The sequence below is a fragment of the Streptomyces sp. NPDC005496 genome (assembly GCF_042872045.1).
Classification (GTDB): Bacteria; Actinomycetota; Actinomycetes; order Streptomycetales; family Streptomycetaceae; genus Streptomyces.
Window position 1 is genome coordinate 85,693 of the sequence record NZ_JBIAJQ010000014.1, and the last position, 20,933, is coordinate 106,625.

Annotated in this window: 20 protein-coding genes and 1 tRNA gene; 5 read left to right on the plus strand and 16 right to left on the minus strand. The window is 71.6% G+C overall.

The window, feature by feature from the left end; all coding sequences use genetic code 11:
* Positions 1-245: 245 nt before the first annotated feature.
* Entirely contained in the window at positions 246-455 is a 210-nt protein-coding gene (locus ACFYQQ_RS34620; protein WP_355789818.1) for a helix-turn-helix domain-containing protein, read from the plus strand.
* On the plus strand, positions 452-1,816 hold the full coding sequence (locus ACFYQQ_RS34625) for a tyrosine-type recombinase/integrase (protein WP_388906515.1): 1,365 nt from the start codon (positions 452-454) through the stop codon (positions 1,814-1,816). The genes ACFYQQ_RS34620 and ACFYQQ_RS34625 overlap by 4 nt, the downstream gene beginning before the upstream one ends.
* Positions 1,817-1,969: 153 nt before the next feature.
* Here the strand turns inward: ACFYQQ_RS34625 and ACFYQQ_RS34630 are convergent.
* Positions 1,970-2,051 (minus strand) — tRNA-Tyr (locus ACFYQQ_RS34630).
* Positions 2,052-2,252: 201 nt separating this feature from the next.
* Here ACFYQQ_RS34630 and ACFYQQ_RS34635 point away from each other — a divergent pair.
* Positions 2,253-2,741 carry a YajQ family cyclic di-GMP-binding protein gene (locus ACFYQQ_RS34635; protein WP_355789823.1) on the plus strand — a complete coding sequence of 163 codons (489 nt, stop codon included), beginning with the start codon at positions 2,253-2,255 and terminating at the stop codon, positions 2,739-2,741.
* 96 nt (positions 2,742-2,837) lie between these two features.
* Here ACFYQQ_RS34635 and ACFYQQ_RS34640 read toward each other — a convergent pair whose 3' ends face one another.
* A complete protein-coding gene (locus tag ACFYQQ_RS34640; protein WP_355789826.1) occupies positions 2,838-3,104 on the minus strand; it encodes a GlsB/YeaQ/YmgE family stress response membrane protein in 267 nt (88 codons plus the stop codon).
* 164 nt (positions 3,105-3,268) lie between these two features.
* Between ACFYQQ_RS34640 and ACFYQQ_RS34645 the strand changes: the two genes are divergently transcribed.
* Positions 3,269-4,534 carry an APC family permease gene (locus ACFYQQ_RS34645; RefSeq protein ID WP_355789829.1) on the plus strand — a complete coding sequence of 422 codons (1,266 nt, stop codon included), beginning with the start codon at positions 3,269-3,271 and terminating at the stop codon, positions 4,532-4,534.
* A gap of 246 nt (positions 4,535-4,780) precedes the next feature.
* Here the strand turns inward: ACFYQQ_RS34645 and ACFYQQ_RS34650 are convergent, their stop codons facing one another.
* The 14 genes from ACFYQQ_RS34650 to ACFYQQ_RS34715 form a co-directional block, all read right to left on the minus strand.
* On the minus strand, positions 4,781-5,341 hold the full coding sequence (locus ACFYQQ_RS34650) for an SMI1/KNR4 family protein (RefSeq protein ID WP_356167157.1): 561 nt from the start codon (positions 5,339-5,341) through the stop codon (positions 4,781-4,783).
* Between the two features lie 178 nt (positions 5,342-5,519).
* Positions 5,520-6,668, minus strand: coding sequence for a barstar family protein (locus ACFYQQ_RS34655; protein ID WP_355793262.1), 1,149 nt, complete (start codon positions 6,666-6,668; stop codon positions 5,520-5,522).
* A gap of 8 nt (positions 6,669-6,676) precedes the next feature.
* Complete coding sequence (locus ACFYQQ_RS34660) at positions 6,677-7,069, minus strand: YccF domain-containing protein (RefSeq protein ID WP_355793260.1); 393 nt, start codon at positions 7,067-7,069, stop codon at positions 6,677-6,679.
* Complete coding sequence (gene htpX / locus ACFYQQ_RS34665) at positions 7,066-7,929, minus strand: zinc metalloprotease HtpX (protein WP_355793258.1); 864 nt, start codon at positions 7,927-7,929, stop codon at positions 7,066-7,068. Before htpX ends, ACFYQQ_RS34660 begins: the two co-directional genes overlap by 4 nt.
* 308 nt (positions 7,930-8,237) lie before the next feature.
* The gene (locus ACFYQQ_RS34670; protein WP_355784853.1) at positions 8,238-9,737 is read right to left on the minus strand and encodes an NADH-quinone oxidoreductase subunit N; all 1,500 of its coding nucleotides are present in this window, start codon (positions 9,735-9,737) and stop codon (positions 8,238-8,240) included.
* Positions 9,734-11,311 (minus strand): NADH-quinone oxidoreductase subunit M, encoded by a 1,578-nt coding sequence (locus ACFYQQ_RS34675; protein ID WP_355784850.1) that lies wholly within the window; start codon positions 11,309-11,311, stop codon positions 9,734-9,736. Before ACFYQQ_RS34675 ends, ACFYQQ_RS34670 begins: the two co-directional genes overlap by 4 nt.
* A gap of 6 nt (positions 11,312-11,317) precedes the next feature.
* Positions 11,318-13,309 (minus strand): NADH-quinone oxidoreductase subunit L, encoded by a 1,992-nt coding sequence (locus ACFYQQ_RS34680; RefSeq protein ID WP_355784848.1) that lies wholly within the window; start codon positions 13,307-13,309, stop codon positions 11,318-11,320.
* Positions 13,306-13,698: an NADH-quinone oxidoreductase subunit NuoK gene (nuoK, locus tag ACFYQQ_RS34685; protein WP_355784845.1), complete on the minus strand. Its 393-nt coding sequence runs from the start codon at positions 13,696-13,698 to the stop codon at positions 13,306-13,308. The genes ACFYQQ_RS34680 and nuoK overlap by 4 nt, the downstream gene beginning before the upstream one ends.
* Complete coding sequence (locus ACFYQQ_RS34690; protein WP_388906524.1) at positions 13,698-14,462, minus strand: NADH-quinone oxidoreductase subunit J; 765 nt, start codon at positions 14,460-14,462, stop codon at positions 13,698-13,700. The genes nuoK and ACFYQQ_RS34690 overlap by 1 nt, the downstream gene beginning before the upstream one ends.
* Positions 14,459-15,229, minus strand: coding sequence for a 4Fe-4S binding protein (locus ACFYQQ_RS34695; RefSeq protein WP_356167144.1), 771 nt, complete (start codon positions 15,227-15,229; stop codon positions 14,459-14,461). Before ACFYQQ_RS34695 ends, ACFYQQ_RS34690 begins: the two co-directional genes overlap by 4 nt.
* The gene (locus ACFYQQ_RS34700; protein ID WP_355790090.1) at positions 15,229-16,197 is read right to left on the minus strand and encodes a complex I subunit 1 family protein; all 969 of its coding nucleotides are present in this window, start codon (positions 16,195-16,197) and stop codon (positions 15,229-15,231) included. The genes ACFYQQ_RS34695 and ACFYQQ_RS34700 overlap by 1 nt, the downstream gene beginning before the upstream one ends.
* Positions 16,194-17,957 carry an NADH-quinone oxidoreductase subunit C gene (locus ACFYQQ_RS34705; RefSeq protein ID WP_388906528.1) on the minus strand — a complete coding sequence of 588 codons (1,764 nt, stop codon included), beginning with the start codon at positions 17,955-17,957 and terminating at the stop codon, positions 16,194-16,196. The genes ACFYQQ_RS34700 and ACFYQQ_RS34705 overlap by 4 nt, the downstream gene beginning before the upstream one ends.
* Positions 17,954-18,550: an NADH-quinone oxidoreductase subunit B family protein gene (locus ACFYQQ_RS34710; protein WP_355782566.1), complete on the minus strand. Its 597-nt coding sequence runs from the start codon at positions 18,548-18,550 to the stop codon at positions 17,954-17,956. Before ACFYQQ_RS34710 ends, ACFYQQ_RS34705 begins: the two co-directional genes overlap by 4 nt.
* On the minus strand, positions 18,541-18,969 hold the full coding sequence (locus tag ACFYQQ_RS34715) for an NADH-quinone oxidoreductase subunit A (RefSeq protein ID WP_355782569.1): 429 nt from the start codon (positions 18,967-18,969) through the stop codon (positions 18,541-18,543). Before ACFYQQ_RS34715 ends, ACFYQQ_RS34710 begins: the two co-directional genes overlap by 10 nt.
* Positions 18,970-19,192: 223 nt before the next feature.
* Between ACFYQQ_RS34715 and ACFYQQ_RS34720 the strand changes: the two genes are divergently transcribed.
* Positions 19,193-20,401, plus strand: coding sequence for a sensor domain-containing protein (locus ACFYQQ_RS34720; protein WP_355782572.1), 1,209 nt, complete (start codon positions 19,193-19,195; stop codon positions 20,399-20,401).
* Positions 20,402-20,933: the final 532 nt, after the last annotated feature.

Sequence of the window (20,933 nt, forward strand, 5' to 3'; positions counted from 1 at the left end):
GGGCCCGACAGACGGCCGCTGACCTGCGGCAACAGCGGTGACGCAGACGGCGAATCCTGCGTCATCCCGCGTCATCAGCGTCACCCCGTGACGAGCGCCCGTGTCATCGGTGACGCAGGGCCCGGCCCGCTACGTCACCAGAACCCGCAGGTCAGACGCCTGATTGACGCACGTGACGCGATGACGCAGAAATCCCTGCTTCGGACAGCACAGCCGACCCAGCCGCACAGGTATGGAGACTCAGCATGACCACGCCCACCCGGCACCGCCGCACTCCGAAAGACGAATTGATCCCACTGCCAGAAGTGCTGGAAGAACTCGGCATCAGCCGCCCGACTTGGTACCGCTGGCGGGACCGTGGCCTCACTCCCGAGGCTCGCCGCACGCCGTCCGGCCGCATCTGCGTACGCCGCAGCGTCCTGGACGCCTTCAAGGACGAGTTGGAGGCCGCGTGACCGAGTGGAGCTACGCCGTCAAGTTCTGGGCCATCCGAAAGCGCAGCTACCGGAAGCCGTACCAGCTCCGATGGATGGTGGGCACCCGCGAACACGCAGAGTCGTTCCTCACCCAAGGCCTGGCCGACAGCCGCCGTTCGGAACTCATGACGGCGGCCCGAAGGGGTGAGCCGTTCGACGTGGAGAGCGGCCTCCCGAAGTCCATGGTCGACCAGAAGCGTGACATCTCCTGGTACGAGCACGCGCGCAACTACATCGCGATGAAGTGGGACGACTCCCCCGGCAACACCCGGCGGACCTTGGCCGAAGCCATGGCGACCGTGACGCCGGCGTTCGTGAAGGACACCAAGGGCATGCCCGACGCCCGGACCGTACGGAGCGCTCTGTACGGGTGGGCGTTCAACAAGAACCGGTGGGAGGAAGAGCCGCCGGCCGAGGTGGCACAGGTGCTCGCCTGGTTCCAGCGGAAGTCGCTGCCCACGTCGGCCCTCACGGACCGGCTGTTGGTGAAAGCCGCGCTGAGGGCCCTGTCCAAGCGGCTGGACGGGAAGACTGCGGCCCCGGGGACAATCAGTCGCAAGCGTGCGATCTTCTACAACTCCCTTGAGTTCGCGGTCGATGCCGAGTTACTGACGGACAACCCCTTGGACCGCGTCAAGTGGAAGGCGCCGGAGCAGGTCACGGAGGAAGTGGACCCGGCATGCGTCCCGAATCCGGCGCAAGCAGCCAAGCTGCTGACCGCCGTGCGCGACCAGAGCAAGCGGGGGCGCCGGCTCGCCGCGTTCTTCGGCTGCATGTACTACGCCGCCGCGCGGCCGGCGGAAGTGATCGGCCTACGGGTCACGGACTGCGATCTCCCCCGGCGGGGGTGGGGCGTGCTCCGGCTCCATGAAACCCGCCCCCGATCCGGCACCGCGTGGACAGACAGTGGTGAGGCGCACGAGAAACGGGGCCTGAAGCACCGCCCGCGGAAGGCAGTGCGGCCCGTGCCGATCCCGCCGGAACTGGTCGCGCTGCTGCGGTGGCACCTCACCGCGTACGGCACGGCGCCGGACGGGCGCGTCTTCCAAACGCTGCGGGGTGGACTCGTGCAGGACACCGGATACGGGGAGGTGTGGGCTGAAGCGCGGTCGCGCGCTCTGACGCCGACCGAGTTCCATTCCGCACTGGCCAAGCGGCCTTATGACCTTCGACACGCCGCAGTGTCCACCTGGCTCAGCTCTGGCGTTGAACCGCAACTCGTGGCTGAGCGGGCCGGCCACAGTGTGGCGGTCCTGTTTCGCGTGTACGCCAAGTTCCTGAAGGACGGCGACGACGCGGCCAACGCCAAGATCTCCGCACGGCTGGGGCGGGGCGTCTGACGCGGCGGAAATCCCGTCCGCGCTCCGTCCGCAGAGTCCGAGACGGGACGTTCGAACGCGAGACATGGTGAGACACCGCGCCCTTTGGGGCGGTCTATGACAAGGGGCCCGTGACCTGCTGTAACAGCAGGTCACGGGCCCTTCGTTCCCGTGTGGCGGCGCCAGGATTCGAACCTGGGAAGGCTGAGCCGGCAGATTTACAGTCTGCTCCCTTTGGCCGCTCGGGCACACCGCCGGGGTTGCTGCCGTGAGGACCGCTTTGCGGCGGTGCTCCGTGGCAACGACGTAAACGATACCCGATGCCCGGGGGTGCTTCGCCACCCGATTGATCAGTACTCGGCGGGGGGCGGGTGGCTAGGCTTATGCGGATGCGGCGCGGGGCCCATGCCGGCTCTGCGGCCGCCCCCACGCACCCCGATACAAGGAGCCACAGGACATGGCCGACTCCAGTTTCGACATCGTCTCGAAGGTCGAGCGGCAGGAGGTCGACAACGCCCTCAACCAGGCCGCCAAGGAGATCTCGCAGCGCTACGACTTCAAGAACGTGGGCGCTTCGATCTCCTGGTCCGGCGAGAAGATCCTCATGGAGGCGAACTCCGAGGAGCGGGTCAAGGCCATCCTCGATGTGTTCGAGACCAAGCTGATCAAGCGCGGCATCTCGCTCAAGTCGCTGGACGCCGGTGAGCCGCAGCTCTCCGGCAAGGAGTACAAGATCTTCGCGTCCATCGAGGAGGGCATCTCCCAGGAGAACGCGAAGAAGGTCGCGAAGATCATTCGTGACGAGGGCCCCAAGGGCGTGAAGGCGCAGGTGCAGGGTGACGAGTTGCGCGTCAGCTCCAAGAGCCGGGACGACCTGCAGGCCGTCCAGGCGCTGCTCAAGGGCAAGGACTTCGACTTCGCGCTGCAGTTCGTGAACTACCGCTAGCGGATCCGGTGCGGGTACGAGGAAGGGTGGGCGCCCTGGGTGCCCACCCTTTCGGCCTGCTCGGGCTTTCTGTCTGCCCGGGTCTCCGTCATGAGTTCAGCGGCGCGAGTCCCCGAAGAAGATGCGGTAGAGCACCAGCAGGACGAGGGAGCCACCGATGGCGGCGGCCCAGGTGGCCCCGTCGTAGAACTCCTTGGTGATCGGGTGGTCCAGCCAGCGGGCGGAGATCCAGCCGCCGATGAAGGCGCCCGCGACGCCGATGACGGTCGTCCCGACGAAGCCGCCCGGGTCGCGCCCCGGCAGCAGGAACTTGGCGATGGCTCCGGCCAACAGCCCCAGAACGATCCAGCCGATGATGCCCATGCCCTGAACCCTGCCTCTCCGCGTCGTGCCCGGACTGTGATCATGCTCCGGCCGGGCAGTGTCCATGCGTTCGAGCCGCTGGTCGCACCCGTGTTGGTGCCCCGTTGCCCAGGAGGACGCCTGCCCGCCGTCGGCCGGTTGCGCTGATCAGTAGGGTGCTGCGCATGACACGACAAAGGGCCGCCGGTCAGGACGCCGGTGCCGGCCTGCGGCGGACGCTCGGCGTCGGGGACGCTGTCGTCATCGGACTGGGGTCGATGGTCGGCGCCGGGATCTTCGCCGCACTGGGGCCCGCCGCCGGGGCCGCCGGCTCAGGGCTGCTGATCGGGCTCGCCGTCGCCGCCGTGGTCGCCTACTGCAGCGCGATGTCGTCGGCGCGGTTGGCCGCCCTGTATCCCGCCTCGGGCGGCACTTACGTGTACGGACGCGAGCGGCTCGGGGAGTTCTGGGGCTATCTCGCGGGCTGGTCGTTCGTCGTCGGGAAGACGGCCTCCTGTGCGGCGATGGCGCTCACCGTGGGCGCGTACGTCTGGCCGGATCAGGCGCACGCGGTGGCGGTCGGTGCCGTGGTGGCCCTGACCGCGGTGAACTACGGCGGGATCCAGAAGTCGGCCTGGCTGACCCGGGTGATCGTGGCGGTGGTCCTCGCCGTCCTCGCTTCCGTGGTGGTCGTGTGCCTCGGCTCCGACGCCTCGGACGCCGGCCGACTGGACATCGGGTTGTCCGGTGGCCTGGGCGGGGTGCTTCAGGCGGCCGGTCTGCTGTTCTTCGCGTTCGCCGGGTACGCGCGGATCGCGACCCTCGGGGAGGAGGTCCGGGATCCGGCGCGCACCATTCCCCGTGCCATCCCGCTGGCCCTGGGTATCGCGCTGGTCGTGTACGTGGCCGTGGCGGTCTCGGTCCTGTCCGTGCTGGGTGCGGAAGGGCTGGGCGCGGCTTCGGCGCCGCTGGCCGACGCCGTGCGGGCGGCGGGGGTTCCGGGGCTCGTACCCGTGGTGCGCGTGGGTGCGGCCGTGGCCGCGCTCGGATCGCTCCTCGCCCTCATCCTCGGGGTCTCGCGGACGACGCTGGCCATGGCGCGTGACCGGCATCTGCCGGGCGTCCTGGCCGTCGTCCACCCGCGCTTCCAGGTGCCCCACCGGGCGGAACTGGCCGTGGGAGCGGTGGTCGCGATCCTGGCGGCGACGGTCGACGTGCGGGGTGCCATCGGTTTCTCCTCCTTCGGGGTGCTGGCGTACTACGCCGTCGCCAACGCCTCGGCGTGGACGCTCGGTTCGGCTCCCGTCCAGCGGGTCGTCCCGCTGGTCGGGCTCGTCGGGTGCGCGACGCTGGCGTTCGCGCTGCCGGGTGTCTCGGTCGTCGTGGGCGCAGCCGTGCTGGCGGCGGGAGCGGCCGCGTACGTCGTACGGCGGTGGGCGGCCTCGCGGTAGGCGAGTGGAGGACGGCTTCGCGGTACGTCGCCTCTCGAACGGCAGGGAGTTGGTGGGGGCTGCCCAGCCGTAGGACCGCCCCGCGGATGGCGAGGAGTCAGCCGGGAGCTGACTCGCGGTACGCCGACCTCGCGCGGACGGGGTGAGGCGAAAGCTGTCCCCCGGTGGGCAGCCTCGCGGGTGGAAGTGAGGCGGCGCGGCTTCGCGGTACGTCGCCCCGCCGTGGGCGTGAGTCGCGTCGTCGGGCTACCTGGTCGGGGCCGTGCGGCTGCGGAAGTCGGGCCAAGGGGGCAGGTCCGCGCCGTCGTTGGACTCCTCGTACCAGCCGGTGCCGTCCAGCCAGGCGTGGAGCCAGTCCTTGAGGCTCGCGGCGTCCACGTACCAGGCGTCGTCGGCGCGGTCGGCGTTCGGTTCGAAGAACAGGACCGTGCCGTCCGGGTCCCGGCAGTCCACGCACGCGTACATCCCGCAGCCCCAGTGGGATATCGGCAGGACTCCCTCCGGCCAGGGCCAGTCGGGGTCCTTGAGGCCCTCGGCGCGGTTGGCGGCGTACTGCGGGACGGCCGCCGGTTCGCCGGACGGCGCGCTGTCGAGCAGGGGCAACAGGCCGTACTCCGGGCCGAATCCGCCGTCTCCTATCCGCAGGTAGAGCGCGGCGAGCAGTGCCGGCAGCGGGAAGCCCAGGGCGGACTCCGCGCGGGCGATCACGGAGGGGTCCACCGGCTCCGGAAGCGACGGCCAGCCCCACGGGCGGGTGTCGCGGGCCTGTCGGGCGACCCTTGCCAGCAACTGCTCGATTTCGGTCATGGGCTCATGATGCAGCGCGGCACCGACAACCGTGCGGGCCTGTGGATAACCTCCGCGGCGGGCGGGTTCGGTGCTGTGGACAACTGCGCCCGCACGGCCGTGGACCAAGGGTGCCCGCATCCTCGGCCCTTGGTTCAGGTGGGTTCGGGCAGTCCGCGTGGGGACTCCTGAGGCGTCGTCACGCGAGGCGGAGGTCCACGCCCTCCTCGGTGAGGAAGGCGACCAGTTCCTCGAACGTCCACGGACGCCGGCTCACGTGCGGTGTGGGGCCGAGGCAGGTGCGGGCGACGTCGGCGTCGTGCCAGACCAGTGTCAGCGGCTGTCGGGCGCCCCAGCGGCCGCGGAGGCAGTCGGTGACGGCGTCGAGACCCGAGCCGAAGTAGCCGCCCGGGCCGTTCACGGCTTCGCCGAGCGCGCAGAAGAAGGCGGGCAGGTCGGTGACGTGACGGCCGTCGAGGTGGAAGGTGGTGCCCGCCGGCCGGTCCGGCCCTCCGTGCGGATGGTTCGCCAGAGCCGTCCCCAGCCAGGCACTCCGGCCTTCCGGGCTCAGCCGCGCCCAGAGACCGGGCTCGGTCGGGCGCCCGTCCCACCAGAGGTCCCAGACCTCGGGGGCGGCGGACGGGGGCCGCTCGGACCAGGGTTCGAGGGCGAGGTCGACGAGGCCGGGACCGCGCGCGGACGGGATCCAGGCGGTGATCTCGCCCTCCACGGCCTCCTGGACGGTGCGGCCGTGCGCGTCGAGGCGCAGTACCGCGGCGTGGCCCAGGTCCTCCTCGCCCGCGTCCATGGCCTCGCGCAGGGCACCGCGCGGGGTGCAGCCGAGCAGCCGCAGGGATGACTCCGTCGCGGGCTCCTCTTCGCGCGTGCGCGCCAGGTCCTTGCAGGTGCCGTGGCTCTCGCCGGTCTCGCCGTGGATCCGGTAGCCCGGGGAGAGCGGCGGGCACTGCGGATAGTCGAAGGGGTTGTCTGCGGACTCGGACGCCTCCACCACGACGTCGCGGAGGGCGAGGTCGCGTGCGCACGGGCGGTCGCCGAGGACCCGTACGTCCTCCAGGGCCCACTCCTCGACCGGTTCGCCCCGTCCGTCGAGGATCGTCAGGACCAGGACGCCCACGGGCGCCGAGCCCTCGGCGCGGGACCGGGTCAGCGCGGTGCGCAGTCGGCCCTCGGGACCGCAGCCCAGCAGCGTGTACCTCGCGCGCGTGGGAGCGGGCGGGTCGGCGCAGAGGTCCTCGGCCTCCGCGCACAGAGCCCAGGTCTCGCGGTTCTCCGCCTCGTATTCGGCGTCCTGGTCGTACGCCACCAGGGCGTACTTCGGCGGGCGCACCCCGGCGGCTAGCGCGTCGCGAACGGCTGGTCCGAGCGCACGATCTCGCGGCCCAGCGGGAGCAGTGACACCGGGAGGAGCTTGAAGTTGGCGATGCCGAAGGGGATGCCGATGATCGTGACGCACAGGGCGATGCCCGTCACGATGTGGGCCAGGGCGAGCCACCAGCCCGCGAGGACCAGCCACAGGACGTTGCCCACGCACGAGGGCGCGCCCGCGTCGCGGCGCTCCACCGTCGTGTAGCCGAAGGGCCACAGGGCGTAGACGCCGATGCGGAAGGCGGCGATGCCGAACGGGATACCGATGATCGTGACGCACAGCAGTACGCCCGCGAGCAGGTATCCGAGGAACAGCCAGAAGCCGCTCAGGACGAGCCAGATGACGTTCAGGATTGTCTTCACTGCTGGCGACCTGCCATCTTCTCGAGCCGGGCGATGCGCTCCGCCATGGGCGGATGCGTGGAGAACATCTTGGAGAGTCCCTGGCCCGGGCGGAACGGGTTGGCGATCATCATGTGGCTGGCGGTCTCGATGCGCGGCTCCGGGGGCAGCGGCAGCTGCTTGGTGCCGGCGTCGAGCTTGCGCAGGGCGCTCGCGAGGGCCAGGGGGTCCCCGGTGAGCTGGGAGCCGGAGGCGTCCGCCTCGTACTCCCTGGAGCGGCTGATGGCGAGCTGGATGAGGGACGCGGCGAGCGGGCCGAGGATCATGACCAGCAGCAGGCCCAGGATGCCGGGTCCGTCGTCGTCGTTCGAGCGGCCGATCGGGATCAGCCAGGCGAAGTTGACCAGGAACATGATCACCGACGCGAGGGCGCCGGCGACCGAGGAGATCAGGATGTCCCGGTTGTAGACGTGGCTGAGTTCGTGGCCGATGACGCCTCGCAACTCGCGCTCGTCGAGCAGGCGCAGGATGCCGTCGGTGCAGCACACGGCGGCGTTGCGGGGGTTGCGGCCCGTCGCGAACGCGTTGGGCGCCTCGGTGGGTGAGATGTACAGCCGCGGCATGGGCTGGCGGGCCTGGGTCGAGAGCTCGCGGACCATGCGGTACAGCGCCGGGGCCTCGAATTCGCTCACCGGGCGGGCGCGCATCGCGCGGAGCGCCAGCTTGTCGCTGTTCCAGTACGCGTACGCGTTCGTGCCGACGGCGATCACGAGGGCGACGATCAGACCGGTGCGCCCGAAGAAGCTGCCGATGACGATGATGAGTGCGGACAGTCCCCCGAGGAGTACGGCGGTCCTGAGCCCGTTGTGCCGGCGGTGCACGGTACGCCCTCCAAGTGGTGCGGCAGGGGAACCCTTGCTTGCGGATGCTGCATGCGTCCACTCCTCAGTGGACCCTCCCGTACAGGTCAACGCCAGGCGGGAGGCACTAGTTCCCTTGTGCCCGCGCCGGCGGGCGTGGGCCGACCGGGTGACGGGGCGGGTGTCCCACGCGCGCGTGCGGGCGTTTTGAGGGCGCCGTGGGGCACGCGTGCGCGCGGGCCCAAGGCACGTCCGCGTCCACGCGTGCGGGTGCCGGGCCGGGGTCCTGGTCGGGCCCGCCCGGGTGTGGGCCGCGGTGGGCGGTCCGGTCAGAAGAGGCCGGTGTCGGAGAAGCGCAGGACCAACTGGGGTGCTCCGGAGAGGGCGATACCGAGGACGGCCGTCAGGGCGATGGCCGCGGTCAGCGGGGCCGGGACCGGGTGCCTGGCCGTCTCGCCTTCGGGAGCCCGGAAGAGCAGCGTCGTCCACTGGAGGTAGTAGAAGAGGGCGATCACGACGTTGACGGCCATCACCACGGCCAGCCAGCCGAGTCCGGCGTCGACGACCGCCGAGAAGACGGTCACCTTGGCGAAGAGGCCGATGATGCCCGGCGGCAGTCCCGCGAGGCAGAGCAGGAAGAAGCCGAGGATCAGCGCCGAGAGAGGGCTCTTGGCGTACAGGCCGCGGTAGTCGCTGACGCGGTTCAGCGGGCTCGTACGGCCGACGAGGGCCGCCACGGCGAAGGCGCCGAGGTTCACGGCGGCGTACATGAGGGCGTACGCGAGGGTGGAGCCGACGGCCTTCTCGGCGTCGTCGGAGTAGGCGGCGGAGGCGATCGGCACCAGCAGGTAGCCGGCCTGGCCGACGGAGGACCAGGCGAGCAGCCGGACCGCGCTGTACGCGCGCGTGGTGCGCTGGCGCAGGGCGCCGACGTTGCCGATGGTCATCGTCAGCGCGGCGAGCACCGCCAGCGCGGGGCCCCAGACGTCCGCGTACGAGGGGAACGCGACGACGGTGACGAGGATCAGGCCGGAGAAGCCGACCGCCTTGCCGACGACCGACAGGTAGGCGGCGATCGGCAGGGGCGCGCCCACGTAGGTGTCGGGCACCCAGAAGTGGAAGGGCACCGCGGCCGTCTTGAAGGCGAACCCGATGAGCGTGAGGACTACGCCCGTCTGGGCGAGGGTGTCGAACTGCCCGTCCACGTGCTGGATCTTGTCGGCGATCTCCGTCAGGTACAGGGTGCCGGTCGTGGCGTACACGAAGCTGACGCCCATGAGGCTGACGGCGGTCGCGGTGACCGACGAGAGGAAGAACTTGAGGGCCGCTTCGGAGGACCTGCGGTCGCCGCGCCTGATGCCGACCAGGGCGAAGGCGGGCAGGGAGGCGACCTCGAGGGCGACGATGAGGGTCGCGAGGTCGCGGGAGGCGGGGAGCAGGGCTGCGCCGGCGGCGGAGGACAGCAGCAGGAACCAGTACTCGCCCTCGGGGAGCTCCTTGTCGGCGTCCTTGAGGGCGGTCACCGAGAGCAGCGCCACCAGGAGGGCGCCACCGAGGACCAGGAACTGGATGACGAGGGTGAACCGGTCCGCGGTGTAGCTGCACACGTCGGCGTCGCCGGTCAGGCAGAACGTGGCGCGGTCCCCGTCCAGGAGGGGCAGCAGCAACAGTGCGGACGCGGCGAGTCCGGCGACCGAGATCCAGCCGAGCAGCGCCTTCCTCGCGTCGCCGACGAAGAGGTCGGCGACGAGCACGGCGAGTCCGACGGCCGCCGCGAGGGTGGGCGGCGCGATCGCGAGCCAGTCGACGGACTGGACCAGGGAGCTCATCGGGTGCCTCCTGCGAGGAGCTGCTGCACGGCCGGGTCGGTCAGGCCGAGCAGGGCCTTCGGCCAGAGTCCGGCGATGACGGTGAGGGCGACGAGCGGGGTCCAGGCCGCGAACTCGTAGGCCTGGACGTCGGCGAGCCGCGGGGCGTCCTGCTGCGGAACCGCGCCCATGCAGACGCGGCGCACCACGACGAGCATGTACGCGGCGGTGAGCAGGGTGCCGAAGGCGGCGATCGACATGAAGGTCAGGAACGCGGGGCGGCTGAGGTCGTCGGCTGGGTCGAAGGCGCCGAACAGCGCCAGCATCTCGCCCCAGAACCCGGCGAGGCCGGGCAGTCCGAGCGAGGCGACGGCGCCGAAGGCGAGCAGACCGCCGAGCCGGGGTGCCTTGCCGTAGAGGGCGGCGCCGGTCTCCTGGGCGAGGGTGTCGAGGTCGGTCGTGCCCGTACGGTCCTTGAGGGCGCCGACCAGGAAGAAGAGCAGGCCGGTGATGAGGCCGTGGGCGATGTTGGCGAACAGCGCGCCGTTCACGCCGGTCGGGGTCATCGTCGCGATGCCGAGCAGGACGAAGCCCATGTGGCCGACGGAGGAGTACGCGATGAGGCGTTTGAGGTCGCCCTTCGCGCCCTGCTTGGCGAGGGCGAGGCAGGCCAGCGATCCGTAGATGATCCCGACCACCGCGAGCGCCGCGAGGTAGGGCGCGAAGGTGCTCATGCCCTCGGGTGCGACGGGGAGCAGGATCCGGACGAATCCGTACGTGCCCATCTTCAGCAGGACGCCGGCCAGCAGGACCGAGCCGACGGTGGGCGCGGCGGTGTGCGCGTCGGGCAGCCAGCTGTGCAGCGGCCACATCGGCGTCTTGACAGCCAGTCCGATCCCGATCGCCAGAACCGCGATGACCTGCACGGATGTGGTGAGTTCGCGGCCGTTGTCAGTGGCGAGTGCCACCATGTCGAATGTGCCCGCCTTGATCCCGATCAGGAGCAGGCCCAGCAGCATGACGACGGAACCGAGCAGTGTGTAGAGGATGAACTTCCAGGCGGCGGCCTGCCGCCCGGCACCACCCCAGCGGGCGATGAGGAAGTACATCGGGATGAGCACCATCTCGAAGGCGAGGAAGAACAGCAGCAGGTCGAGGACGGCGAAGGTGGCGAGGGTGCCGGACTCGAGGACGAGGACGAGTGCGACGAACGCCTTCGGGGTGGGGCCCGCGGGCATCTTGAAGTAGCTGTAGAGCGCGCAGAGGAAGGTCAGCAGCGCGGTCAGGACCAGAAGGGGGAGGGAGATGCCGTCGATGCCGAGGTGGATGCGCACGTCGAGTGCGGGGATCCAGCTGATGTCCGTCGTGGCCTGCATCTTTGACGGATGGTCGTGGTCGAAGCCGAGCGCGAGGACGATCGCGGCGATGAGCACCACACCGGTGACGAGCACGCCGTGCCGCAGCACCGCCTGCTCGGGCGACTTCCCCTTCAGCCCGGGCGGGGCCGGCAGGAGAGCCGCGGCCGCGCCGATGAGCGGGCCGACGACGATCAATGCGAGAAGGATCTGCATCACGGATTCGCTGATATCGATCACGCCTGCTCACGCTCCCGTGGCGACGAGGAGGACGGCGACCGTCAGGACGACGGTGCCGGCGAGCAGCGCGCTCACATAGGTCTGGACGTTGCCGGTCTGGGCGCGCCGTGCGGCCTCGCCGAGCCAGCGGGGCAGGGCGCCCGCACCCCGTACGTAGGTGTCGACGACCTCGCGGTCGAGGAACCGGACGAGTGCGGCCGCGGCCTGGACCGGGCGGACGAACAGCGTCGTGTACACGGCGTCGAGGTGGAAGCCGGCGGCGGCATGACGGTGCAGCGGGCCGAGCAGCAGGCGGCCGGGGTCCGCCGGGTCGGGCGCGGAGGCGATGTCTCCGTAGGCGGGCGTGTGACTCGCGATGGCCTCGGCCTCCACCAGTCCGGCGTCGCCCTCGGGGTGGGCGGCGACCGCCCCGAGGGGTGTGCGGGCGGCCATCGCGGTGGTGTGCCGCCAGGCGCCGTAGGTGACGAGTCCGCCGACGAGGGCGAGCCCTGTACCGAGGACGGAGGTGGTGAGGACCGGTGTCAGGTCGCGGCCGTCGAACCAGTCGGGCAGCGGTCCGTACGCCAGACCGAAGGCGAGCGACGGGACGGCGAGTACCCAGAGCACCGCGGTCATGGTGAGGGGCTGCCTGCCGTGGTCGGGGGCCTCGGCTCCCCGGCCGTTGAAGGCCAGCAGCCACAGTCGCGTCGCGTACGCGGCGGTGAGCACGGCCGTGACGAGGCCGGCGAGGAGGACGATCCAGCCGGCGGCGCCGGGGGCGCGCTCGGTGTGGCCGGTGGCGACGTGCTCGGCCGCGCCGAGAACGGCCTCCTTGGAGAAGAAGCCGCTGAACGGAGGGATGGCGGCGAGCGCGAGCAGCGCCACGGTCATCGTCCAGAAGGCGTCGGGGATGCGGGCGCGCAGGTCCTTCATGCGGGACATGGCTGCCAGCGAGTTGGTACCGGAGGCGTGGATGACCACGCCGGCGGCGAGGAACAGCAGCGCCTTGAAGGCGCCGTGCGACAGGAGGTGGAAGACGGCGGCCCCGCGGTCGGCGACGGCGAGGGCGCCGGTCATGTAGCCGAGCTGGCCGATCGTCGAATAGGCGAGGACGCGCTTGATGTCGTCCTGGGCGAGCGCCGCCAGCGCCGAACCGGTCATCGTGACCGCGGCCATCACGGCGAGCACGACCATCGCGGCCGAGGAGGCCTCGAACACCGGAAGGAGGCGGGCGATGAAGTAGACACCGGCGGCGACCATCGTGGCGGCGTGGATCAGCGCGGAGACGGGCGTGGGGCCCGCCATCGCGTCGGGCAGCCAGGTGTGCAGCGGGAACTGCGCCGACTTGCCCGCGACACCGGCGAGGAGCAGCAGGGCGATCAGCGTCGGGTGGTCGAGTCCGCCGCTCGCGACGGTGCCGAGGATCTTCGTGATGCGGAAGGACCCGGCGTCGGTGCCGAGCGCGAACAGGCCGATCAGGAAGGGGACGTCACCGAGCTTGGTGACCAGGAAGGCCTTGATCGAGGCGGCGCGCGCCTCGGGGGTCTCCCAGTAGTGGCCGACCAGGAAGTACGAGCAGATGCCCATGATCTCCCAGCCGACCAGCAGCACGATGAGGTCGCCGGAGTAGACGACGAGCAGCATCGCGGAGGTGAAGAGGGAGACGAGGGCGGCGTACGAGGGGTAGCGCGGGTCGTCGCGGAGGTAGCCCGTGGAGTAGATCTGCACGCAGGAGGCGACCAGGCCGACCAGGACGGCGACGAGGGCGGCGAAGCCGTCGATGTGCAGGGCCAGTTCGATCGGGACCGAGCCGGTGGGCGTGAGTTCGGTGGCCGCGTCGACGGCCCGGCCGCCGCCTTGGCGTACCGCGACCAGTACGGCGATGACGAGCGCCGCGAGGGTCGGGAGCACGGCGAGGGGGCGTACGAAGCCGGGGGCCGTCCGGCCGAGGAGCAGGCCGGCCGCGGCGCCCAGGAACGGGAGGAGGGGGACGAGGACGGCGAGGGTGGTCGTGGTCACGCGGTGGCCTCAGCCTTCTCGGCCGTGGCCGGCGCGGCGGTGTCCGGGCCGTCGCCGTCGGGGCCGTCGCCGGTCTCGGCGGTGTCGCGGAGCTTGTCGATGTCCGAGGTGCCGCGGTTGCGGTACACGGCGAGGACGATCGCCAGGCCGATGCCGATCTCGGCGGCGGCGATGGCGATGGTGAACAGGGTGAGCGCCTGTCCGGAGTGCAGGGTGTCGCGGGCCGCCTTCGAGAGCCAGACGTCGAAGGCGACGAGGTTCAGGTTGACGGCGTTGAGCATGAGCTCGACGGACATCAGGACCAGGATCGCGTTGCGGCGCGCGAGGACTCCGTACAGGCCCGTGCAGAACAGGAGGGCGGAGAGCACGGCGGGATAGGCGAGGTGCATCAGCGGTTCCCTTCCTTGCCGGAGGGCCGCTCGTCGGCCGTCTTCGGGTCCGCCGCGGCTGGGCGGGTCGCCGTCGGGCCGGGGGCTGTGCGGCTCGGGGGGAGCGTGCCGGAGGGCCGAAGCGGGCCGGACGACGTGCGTGCCTTGCCGGGGTCCTCCTCCGCGGCTGTCTTGCGGGAGAGCACGATCGCGCCGACGAGGGCGGCGAGGAGCAGGACCGAGAGGGCTTCGAAGGGGAGCACCCAGCTCTGGAACAGGCTCTCGCCCGCGGTCTCCGTGGAGCCCTCGGCGGGGCCCTCCAGGTCCATCCAGGTCGTACGGAAGGCGTCGACGACGACCCATACCAGGGCGCAGGCGGCGGCGACGGCCACGGCCAGGGCGGCCCAGCGGTTGCCGGAGTCGGCGTCCGGCGAGCGGCCGATGGGAGCCCTGGTGAGCATCAGTCCGAACAGGAGGAGGACGACGACGGAACCGACGTAGATGAGGACCTGCACCCAGGCGATGAACTCGGCCGTGAGGAGGAGGTATTCGACTGCGAGACCACCGAGCGCGACCACGAGCCACAGGGCCGCGTGCACCAGTTGCCGGGTGGTCACGGTCACGATCGCGGCGCCGAAGGTGACGAGGCCGACGAGCAGGAACGCGATCTCCACGCCGGTCGGCGAGAGGAAGCCGTGGCTGCCGGCGGCGGTGGTCGTCACGGGCGCGGTGACGGCGGCCGTGGCGTGCGCCGTGGCGGCGGCCGTGGCTGCTGCGAGGCTCACGACTGGCCCTCCCGCGGGTCGGTGGGGCCGGTCGGAGGGGCGGCTTGATCTGGTCCGTCGGTGCTCGGGGGCTGCCGGGTCTGTCCGGGCCGGCCCGCCTCTCCGGCCTGGCCCGCCTGGCCCGCCTGGCCGGTCGGGTCGGGCGACTGCGACGGCTTGGCCGGCTGGGCGGACTCGGTGGGCTGGGTCGGCTCGGTGGGATGGGTCGGCTCGGGACGCTGGGTCGACTGGAGCTGCTGGGCCTGTTCGGCGGCCAGTTTGTCGGCTGTCTTGCGGGCCGCGGTCATCTCCTTCGGCTCCTCGGCACCGGGGTCGAGGGCGGGCGGGGCCGGGACGGTCCACATCCACTCGCGGAGCTTGTCGCGCTCGTGGGTGAGTTCATGGATGTCGGTCTCGGCGTACTCGAACTCCGGGGACCAGAACAGCGCGTCGAAGGGGCAGACCTCGATGCAGATACCGCAGTACATGCACAGGGCGAAGTCGATGGCGAAGCGGTCGAGGACGTTGCGGCTGCGCTCGCGGCCACCCGGGGCGGCGGGCGGGACCGTCTCCTTGTGGGAGTCGATGTAGATGCACCAGTCCGGGCACTCGCGGGCGCACAGCATGCAGACCGTGCAGTTCTCCTCGAAGAGCCCGATGACACCGCGGGTGCGGGGCGGGAGTTCGGGCTGGGCGTCCGGGTACTGCTCGGTGACGGTCTTCTTCGTCATCGTGCGGAGCGTGACGGCGAGGCCCTTGGCGAGGCCGGCGCCGGGGATGGGGGCCACTAGGAGATCACCACCTTGACGACGCCGGTGAGGGCGATCTGGGCGAGGGCGAGCGGGACGAGGAGGGTCCAGGCGAGTTTCTGGAGCTGGTCCTCGCGGAGACGGGGGTAGGTGACGCGCAGCCAGATGACGACGAAGGCGAGGATCGCGGTCTTCAGCAGGGTCCAGACCCAGCCGAGGCCGTCGGCACCCCACGGTCCGTGCCAGCCGCCCAGGAAGAGGACGGTGGTGAGGCCGCACAGGACGACGATTCCGGCGTACTCGGCGAGGAGGAACAGGGCGAAGCGCAGGCCCGTGTACTCGGTGTACGCGCCGAAGATGATCTCCGAGTCGGCGACCGGCATGTCGAAGGGCGGGCGCTGGAGTTCGGCGAGGCCGGCGACGAAGAAGACGATCGCGCCGACGATCTGCCAGGGCAGCCACCACCACTCGAAGGCGTCGACGATGCCGGGGAGGGAGACCGTGCCGGCCGCCATCGCGACCGAGGCCGCGGTGAGGAGCATGGGCAGTTCGTAGGCCAGGAGCTGTGCGGCGGTGCGGAGGCCGCCGAGCAGGGAGAACTTGTTCGCCGAGGCCCAGCCGGCCATGAGCGAGCCGAGGACGCCCACGCCCATCACCGCGAGCACGAAGAAGATGCCCGCGTCCACGACCTCGCCGACGGCGCCCTCACCCGGCCCGATCGGGATGGCGAGGAGGACCAGGAGGTACGGGAGGAGGGCGACGGCGGGCGCGAGCTGGAAGACACGGCGGTCCGCCCCGGCCGGGACGACGTCCTCCTTCTGGGCGAACTTGACGCCGTCCGCGACGAGTTGGGCCCAGCCGTGGAAGCCGCCGGCGTACATCGGGCCCAGGCGGCCCTGCATGTGGGCCATCACCTTGTGCTCGGTCTGACCGACGATCAGCGGGAAGGTCAGGAAGACGACGAAGACGACGAGGAGTCGCAGGGCGACGTCGAGAGCGTCGTTCACTGCGGGCCTCCGGCGGGGTCGTCCTTGGTGGGGGTGTTCCGGCGTGCGGAGTCCGAGCCGGGGTCGGCGTCGGTACCGGTACCGGGGTGCGGGGCGCGGTCGGGCTCGGTCCCGGTTCTCGGCTCGGTCCCGGTACCGGTACTCGGCTCGGTACCGGTCTCCGGCTCGGTACCGGTATCCGACGCGGGGGCGGAATCCTGCGCGGGGTCGGAATCCCGCTCGCGGTCCCGCTCGGCACCGGAATCTGGCTCTGACGCCGACTTCGGCTCCGGCTCCGGCTCCGACTTCGGCTCCCGTTCCGGAGCAGGCTCCGCGTCGGGGTTCGCGTCGGCGTCGGTCACGCGGTCCGGTTCGGCCTGCGCCCCGGTCGCTGCCGGCCTACTCTCGGCACCGGCACCGGCACCGGCACCGGCACCAGCACCAGCACCCGCACCCGCACCCGGTTCAGTACCAGCACCAGGTTCGGCACCGGCATCGGTACCCGGACCGGCGTCCGGCTCACGCTCGTCGAAAGCGGGCCGGGCGTGGTGCCAGGGGGCGTCCGCGCTGCGTGGGGTTCTGGCGGGCGTCGGTGTGGTCGGGCTCGGCGGAGTCGGCCCCTCAGGGGTCGGTTCCGCCGAGCCCGTGTCGGTTCCCGGGGTTCGCGGACCGGCGTCGCGACCGGTAACCGCGTCCGTTCCCGAGGCGCTCGGCTCGGCCTGCCCGGCCGCGGAACGCTGGGTCGCGGACCCCTCGCCCGCTCTGCGGGCCCGTCGCGGCCCCGCCGAACCGGCAGCACCCGTCGGCCGACGTGCGCCCTCAGTACCAGTACCAGTACCAGTACCAGCACCCGACGCCGCACCGGTACCAGCACCCGTACCGGTACCCGACGTGTCACCGGCACCAGCACCGCCACCCGTACCAGCACCCGACGCCTCACCGGCACCGGCACCGGCACCGGCACCAGCACCCGTACCCCCCGCGACCTGCTGGCTGGCCGAGCCCTCGGTTGCCGAGCGGGTGCGTCGCGGCGGCCTTGCCGGGGTCGGCTCGGCGGGCGTGGAGGCCGGGGCGGACGCGGGCGTGGTGGCCGCGGAGGTAGCGGGCGTGGGCTGGCCGGCCGAGCCCTCGCCCGTGGTGCGGGTGCGGCGCGGCGGGCGGTCGGCTGCGGCGCCGCGGGCGGCACCCCGCGCCGGGCGGGCGGGCGCGGGCGGGAGCTGGCCCTTGAGGGGGCCCCACTCGTTCGGGTCGGGCACCCCCGGCGGCAGCATCTGGCGGCGCTTGGGACCGCCGTGGTCCGACTCGCCGGGTTCCTTCGCGCCGGGCCACGCCTTGGCGACGCGGGCCGCGAGCACGAAGTCCTTGCGCAGCGGGTGGCCCTCGAAACCGTCGGGCAGGAGCAGCGGGTCCAGGCCGGGGTGGCCCTCGAAGTCGACGCCGAACATTTCGTGGGTCTCGCGCTCGTGCCAGCCGGCGCCCGCGTAGACGTCGACGGCGGAGCGCAGGACGGGCGCCGAGTGCGGGACGGTCGTACGGACGAGGAGGCGGCGTACCGGGGACAGTGCCACGACGTGGGCGCAGACGTGGAAGCCCGTGCCGGGTTCGTCGACGGCGCTCAGCCAGTCGAAGTAGGTGCACGCCAGGGTGTCGCGGGCCGTCCGCAGGGCGTCGGTCCAGGAAGCGGGCGGTACGTCGACGGTGAGGAGCGCGTACGACTCCTCGACGGTGGCGTCGGGGCCGAAGAGTTCCTCGACGGGGGCGGGGAGCCAGCCGGTGGTCATCGGTCCTCCCCCGCTGCCGGCGGGCGCACCAGGCCGCTCTGGAGCGCGGCCGTGGAGGGGCGGGACGTGCCGTAGCGCTCGCTCAGCGACTCGCGGGCGATCTTCTCCTGGAGCTTCAGGATGCCCTGGAGGAGGGCCTCGGGGCGGGGCGGGCACCCGGGGACGTAGACGTCGACGGGGATGATCTGGTCGACGCCCTTGGTCACGGAGTACGAGTCCCAGTACGGGCCGCCGCAGTTGGAGCAGGCGCCGAAGGAGATGACGTACTTGGGCTCGGGCATCTGTTCGTACAGACGCTTCACGGCGGGGGCCATCTTGTCGGTGACCGTGCCGGAGACGACCATCAGGTCGGCCTGGCGGGGGCCGGGCGCGAACGGGATCACGCCGAGGCGGATGAAGTCGTGCCGGGCCATCGACGCGGCGATGAACTCGATCGCGCAGCAGGCGAGGCCGAAGTTGAAGACCCACAGGCTGTAGCGGCGGCCCCAGTTGAGGACCACCTTCATCGGCTCGGGGGCCAGGCGGGCGAGCGCGCCCAGCCTCTTCGGCTCGGGAAGCAGTACCGGCTGGGCCGGCTCCGGGGTCACGTCCATGTGAGGACGCCCTTCTTGTATGCGTACAGCAGGCCCACGGCCAGGAAGCCGAGGAAGACGAACATCTCGACGAGCGTGGCGGCACCGTAGCCGTCCCGGGCGAAGACGGTCGCCCACGGGAACAGGAAGATCGAGTCCACGGCGAAGATCACGTACAGGAAGGCGTAGACGTAGTAGCGGACCTGGGTGTGGGCCCAGCCCTCGCCGACGGGGTCGACGCCGCACTCGTACGTCAGGAGTTTCTCGGGCGTCGGTACGACGGGTCGCAGCAGCCGTCCCGCGCCGAAGGCGACGGCGACGAACAGCACGCCGACGAGAGTGAGCAGTCCGACGACCGAATAGGACTGGAAATAGTCCGACGCGACCACGGTCGCGGTGTCCGCGCCCCCGGTCCCGGCGATCACGGTCGGTTCCGGCACGTCCGCCCCTCGCTCTCTGACCTCGTGGTCCTTCGTGAACCTCGCGTTCGACGATCTGTACGCACGGGAGTCTAGGGCCTGCTAAAGAACCCGTAAGCAGCCCGTCACGCCTTGGCATGGGCAGGACGTGTCCGCCGGGAACCGCCGGGGTGGGGTTTTCCCCAGTGGATCGTGGCGGCCCACCTCATGGCGCCGGGGCCCGCGGCCCGGCACGCTAGCGAATATGACCGAACGCATCACGACCACCGGCGCCGCGGACGAACCGGCGTCCGACAGCGGGCTCCTGCCCCCCGCCCGCCTCGCGCTGCCATCGCAGACGTGGAAGGAGATCGCGCATCTCCTCGCGAACCTTCCGGTGTCGATCATCGGCTTCACGTACGTCGTGACCGTGATGTCCATCGGGACCGGGCTCTCGGTGACGGTGGTCGGGCTGCCGCTGCTCGCGGGCGGGCTGATGGGCTCGCGGCTGCTGGGCCGGGCCGAGCGGGCGCGGGCACGGGCGCTGCTCGGCGTGCGGATCGACGAGCCGAGCCCGTTGCCGGTACGGCGGACCGGCTTCTTCGGCTGGCTCTGGTCGACGCTGAAGGACCCGGTGGCCTGGCGGACGACGTTGTACGAGTTCATAAGGCTGCCGTGGGGCATCGCGACGTTCACGGTCACGCTGGTCTCCTTCTTCGTGCTGTGGCCGGTGCTGCCGTTCATCACACGGGGGCTGACCAACGCGGACCGGGCGATGGTGCGGGGGCTGCTGTCCCCCTCGGACGAGCTGGAGCGGCGCATCGCCGAGCTGGAGTCGGACCGCGGGGTGGTGGTCGACACGGCCGCGGCGGACCTGCGGCGCATCGAGCGCGACCTGCACGACGGGGCGCAGGCCCGGCTGGTCAACCTCGCGATGGGGCTGGGTCTGGCCAAGGAGAAGCTCCTGGAGGGCCAGGCCGACGAAAGCGTCGCGGTGATGGTCGAGGAGGCGCACGGCGAGGTGAAGCTCGCGCTGCAGGAGCTGCGTGATCTGGCCCGCGGGATCCATCCGGCGGTGCTCACGGATCGCGGCCTGGACGCCGCGCTCTCGTCGATCGCCTCGCGGTGCACGGTGCCGGTGAAGGTGACCGCCGACCTGCCGGAGCGGCCGGCGGCGGCGATCGAGGGCATCGCGTACTTCACGGTCTCCGAGCTGCTGCAGAACGTGAGCAAGCACAGCGGCGCGCGTTCGGCTTCTGTCGACGTGTGGCGGGCGGACGAGCGGCTGCTCATCCAGGTGTGGGACGACGGGAGCGGCGGGGCGCGGCTCGACGGCGGTACGGGGATGGCGGGCCTCGCCGACCGGCTGGGCGCGGTCGACGGGCTGTTCCTCATCGAGTCGCCCGAGGGCGGGCCGACCACGATCACGGCGGAGCTCCCCTGGCGGAACCGCGAGCCCGGCGAAGTCCGCTAGCGACAACTCCGGGCACACCCCCCGGGGCCGCGCCCTCCACACCCGTCCACCCTGACGGGCAGGGCGCGGCCCCCTCGCACCTCCGCGCAGCCGCGGCCCCGCACCGGCGATCGCCGAACCGATCACCCCGACGGACACCGTCCGCACCGCCCGCACCGCCCGCACCCGCGGGCGATTGCCGGCGCGGTCCCTGGCTGACACACAGGGCTTCCCACGGCTCCCCAGACGGGCCGCCCCATCCCCACGCCCGCCCGGAGGCAGCCTCCTGGCGGGCGCCGCCCGGTCCCGTGGCCGGAGGGCAGTCGTGTGAGCCCCATCCTCCGCACGCTCTCACCGGCGTCTCTGGAGAGCCACGCCCCGGAGGGGGTCTCCCCCCGCGTCCCGGCGCCGCCCCGCCCGACCCGGGCCCCGTCCTCCCGAGGTAGGGAAAACCCCCCGTCGAAGACGCCGATGGACTCCATGGCCCGTGGGCCCCCGGCCGAGCAGGGTGGAGGTAGGACAGCGCACCGCTCAGCGCACCACCGCTCAGCGC

What these genes read in the sequence shown, in the direction of transcription:
- ACFYQQ_RS34620 (WP_355789818.1), top strand. Translation starts at nt 246, where the DNA reads ATGACCACGCCCACCCGGCACCGCCGCACTCCGAAAGACGAATTGATC.
- ACFYQQ_RS34635 (WP_355789823.1), top strand. Translation starts at nt 2,253, where the DNA reads ATGGCCGACTCCAGTTTCGACATCGTCTCGAAGGTCGAGCGGCAGGAG.
- ACFYQQ_RS34640 (WP_355789826.1), bottom strand. Translation starts at nt 3,104, where the DNA reads ATGGGCATCATCGGCTGGATCGTTCTGGGGCTGTTGGCCGGAGCCATC.
- ACFYQQ_RS34645 (WP_355789829.1), top strand. Translation starts at nt 3,269, where the DNA reads ATGACACGACAAAGGGCCGCCGGTCAGGACGCCGGTGCCGGCCTGCGG.
- ACFYQQ_RS34650 (WP_356167157.1), bottom strand. Translation starts at nt 5,341, where the DNA reads ATGACCGAAATCGAGCAGTTGCTGGCAAGGGTCGCCCGACAGGCCCGC.
- ACFYQQ_RS34670 (WP_355784853.1), bottom strand. Translation starts at nt 9,737, where the DNA reads ATGAGCTCCCTGGTCCAGTCCGTCGACTGGCTCGCGATCGCGCCGCCC.
- nuoK (WP_355784845.1), bottom strand. Translation starts at nt 13,698, where the DNA reads ATGCACCTCGCCTATCCCGCCGTGCTCTCCGCCCTCCTGTTCTGCACG.
- ACFYQQ_RS34705 (WP_388906528.1), bottom strand. Translation starts at nt 17,957, where the DNA reads ATGACCACCGGCTGGCTCCCCGCCCCCGTCGAGGAACTCTTCGGCCCC.
- ACFYQQ_RS34710 (WP_355782566.1), bottom strand. Translation starts at nt 18,550, where the DNA reads ATGGACGTGACCCCGGAGCCGGCCCAGCCGGTACTGCTTCCCGAGCCG.
- ACFYQQ_RS34720 (WP_355782572.1), top strand. Translation starts at nt 19,193, where the DNA reads ATGACCGAACGCATCACGACCACCGGCGCCGCGGACGAACCGGCGTCC.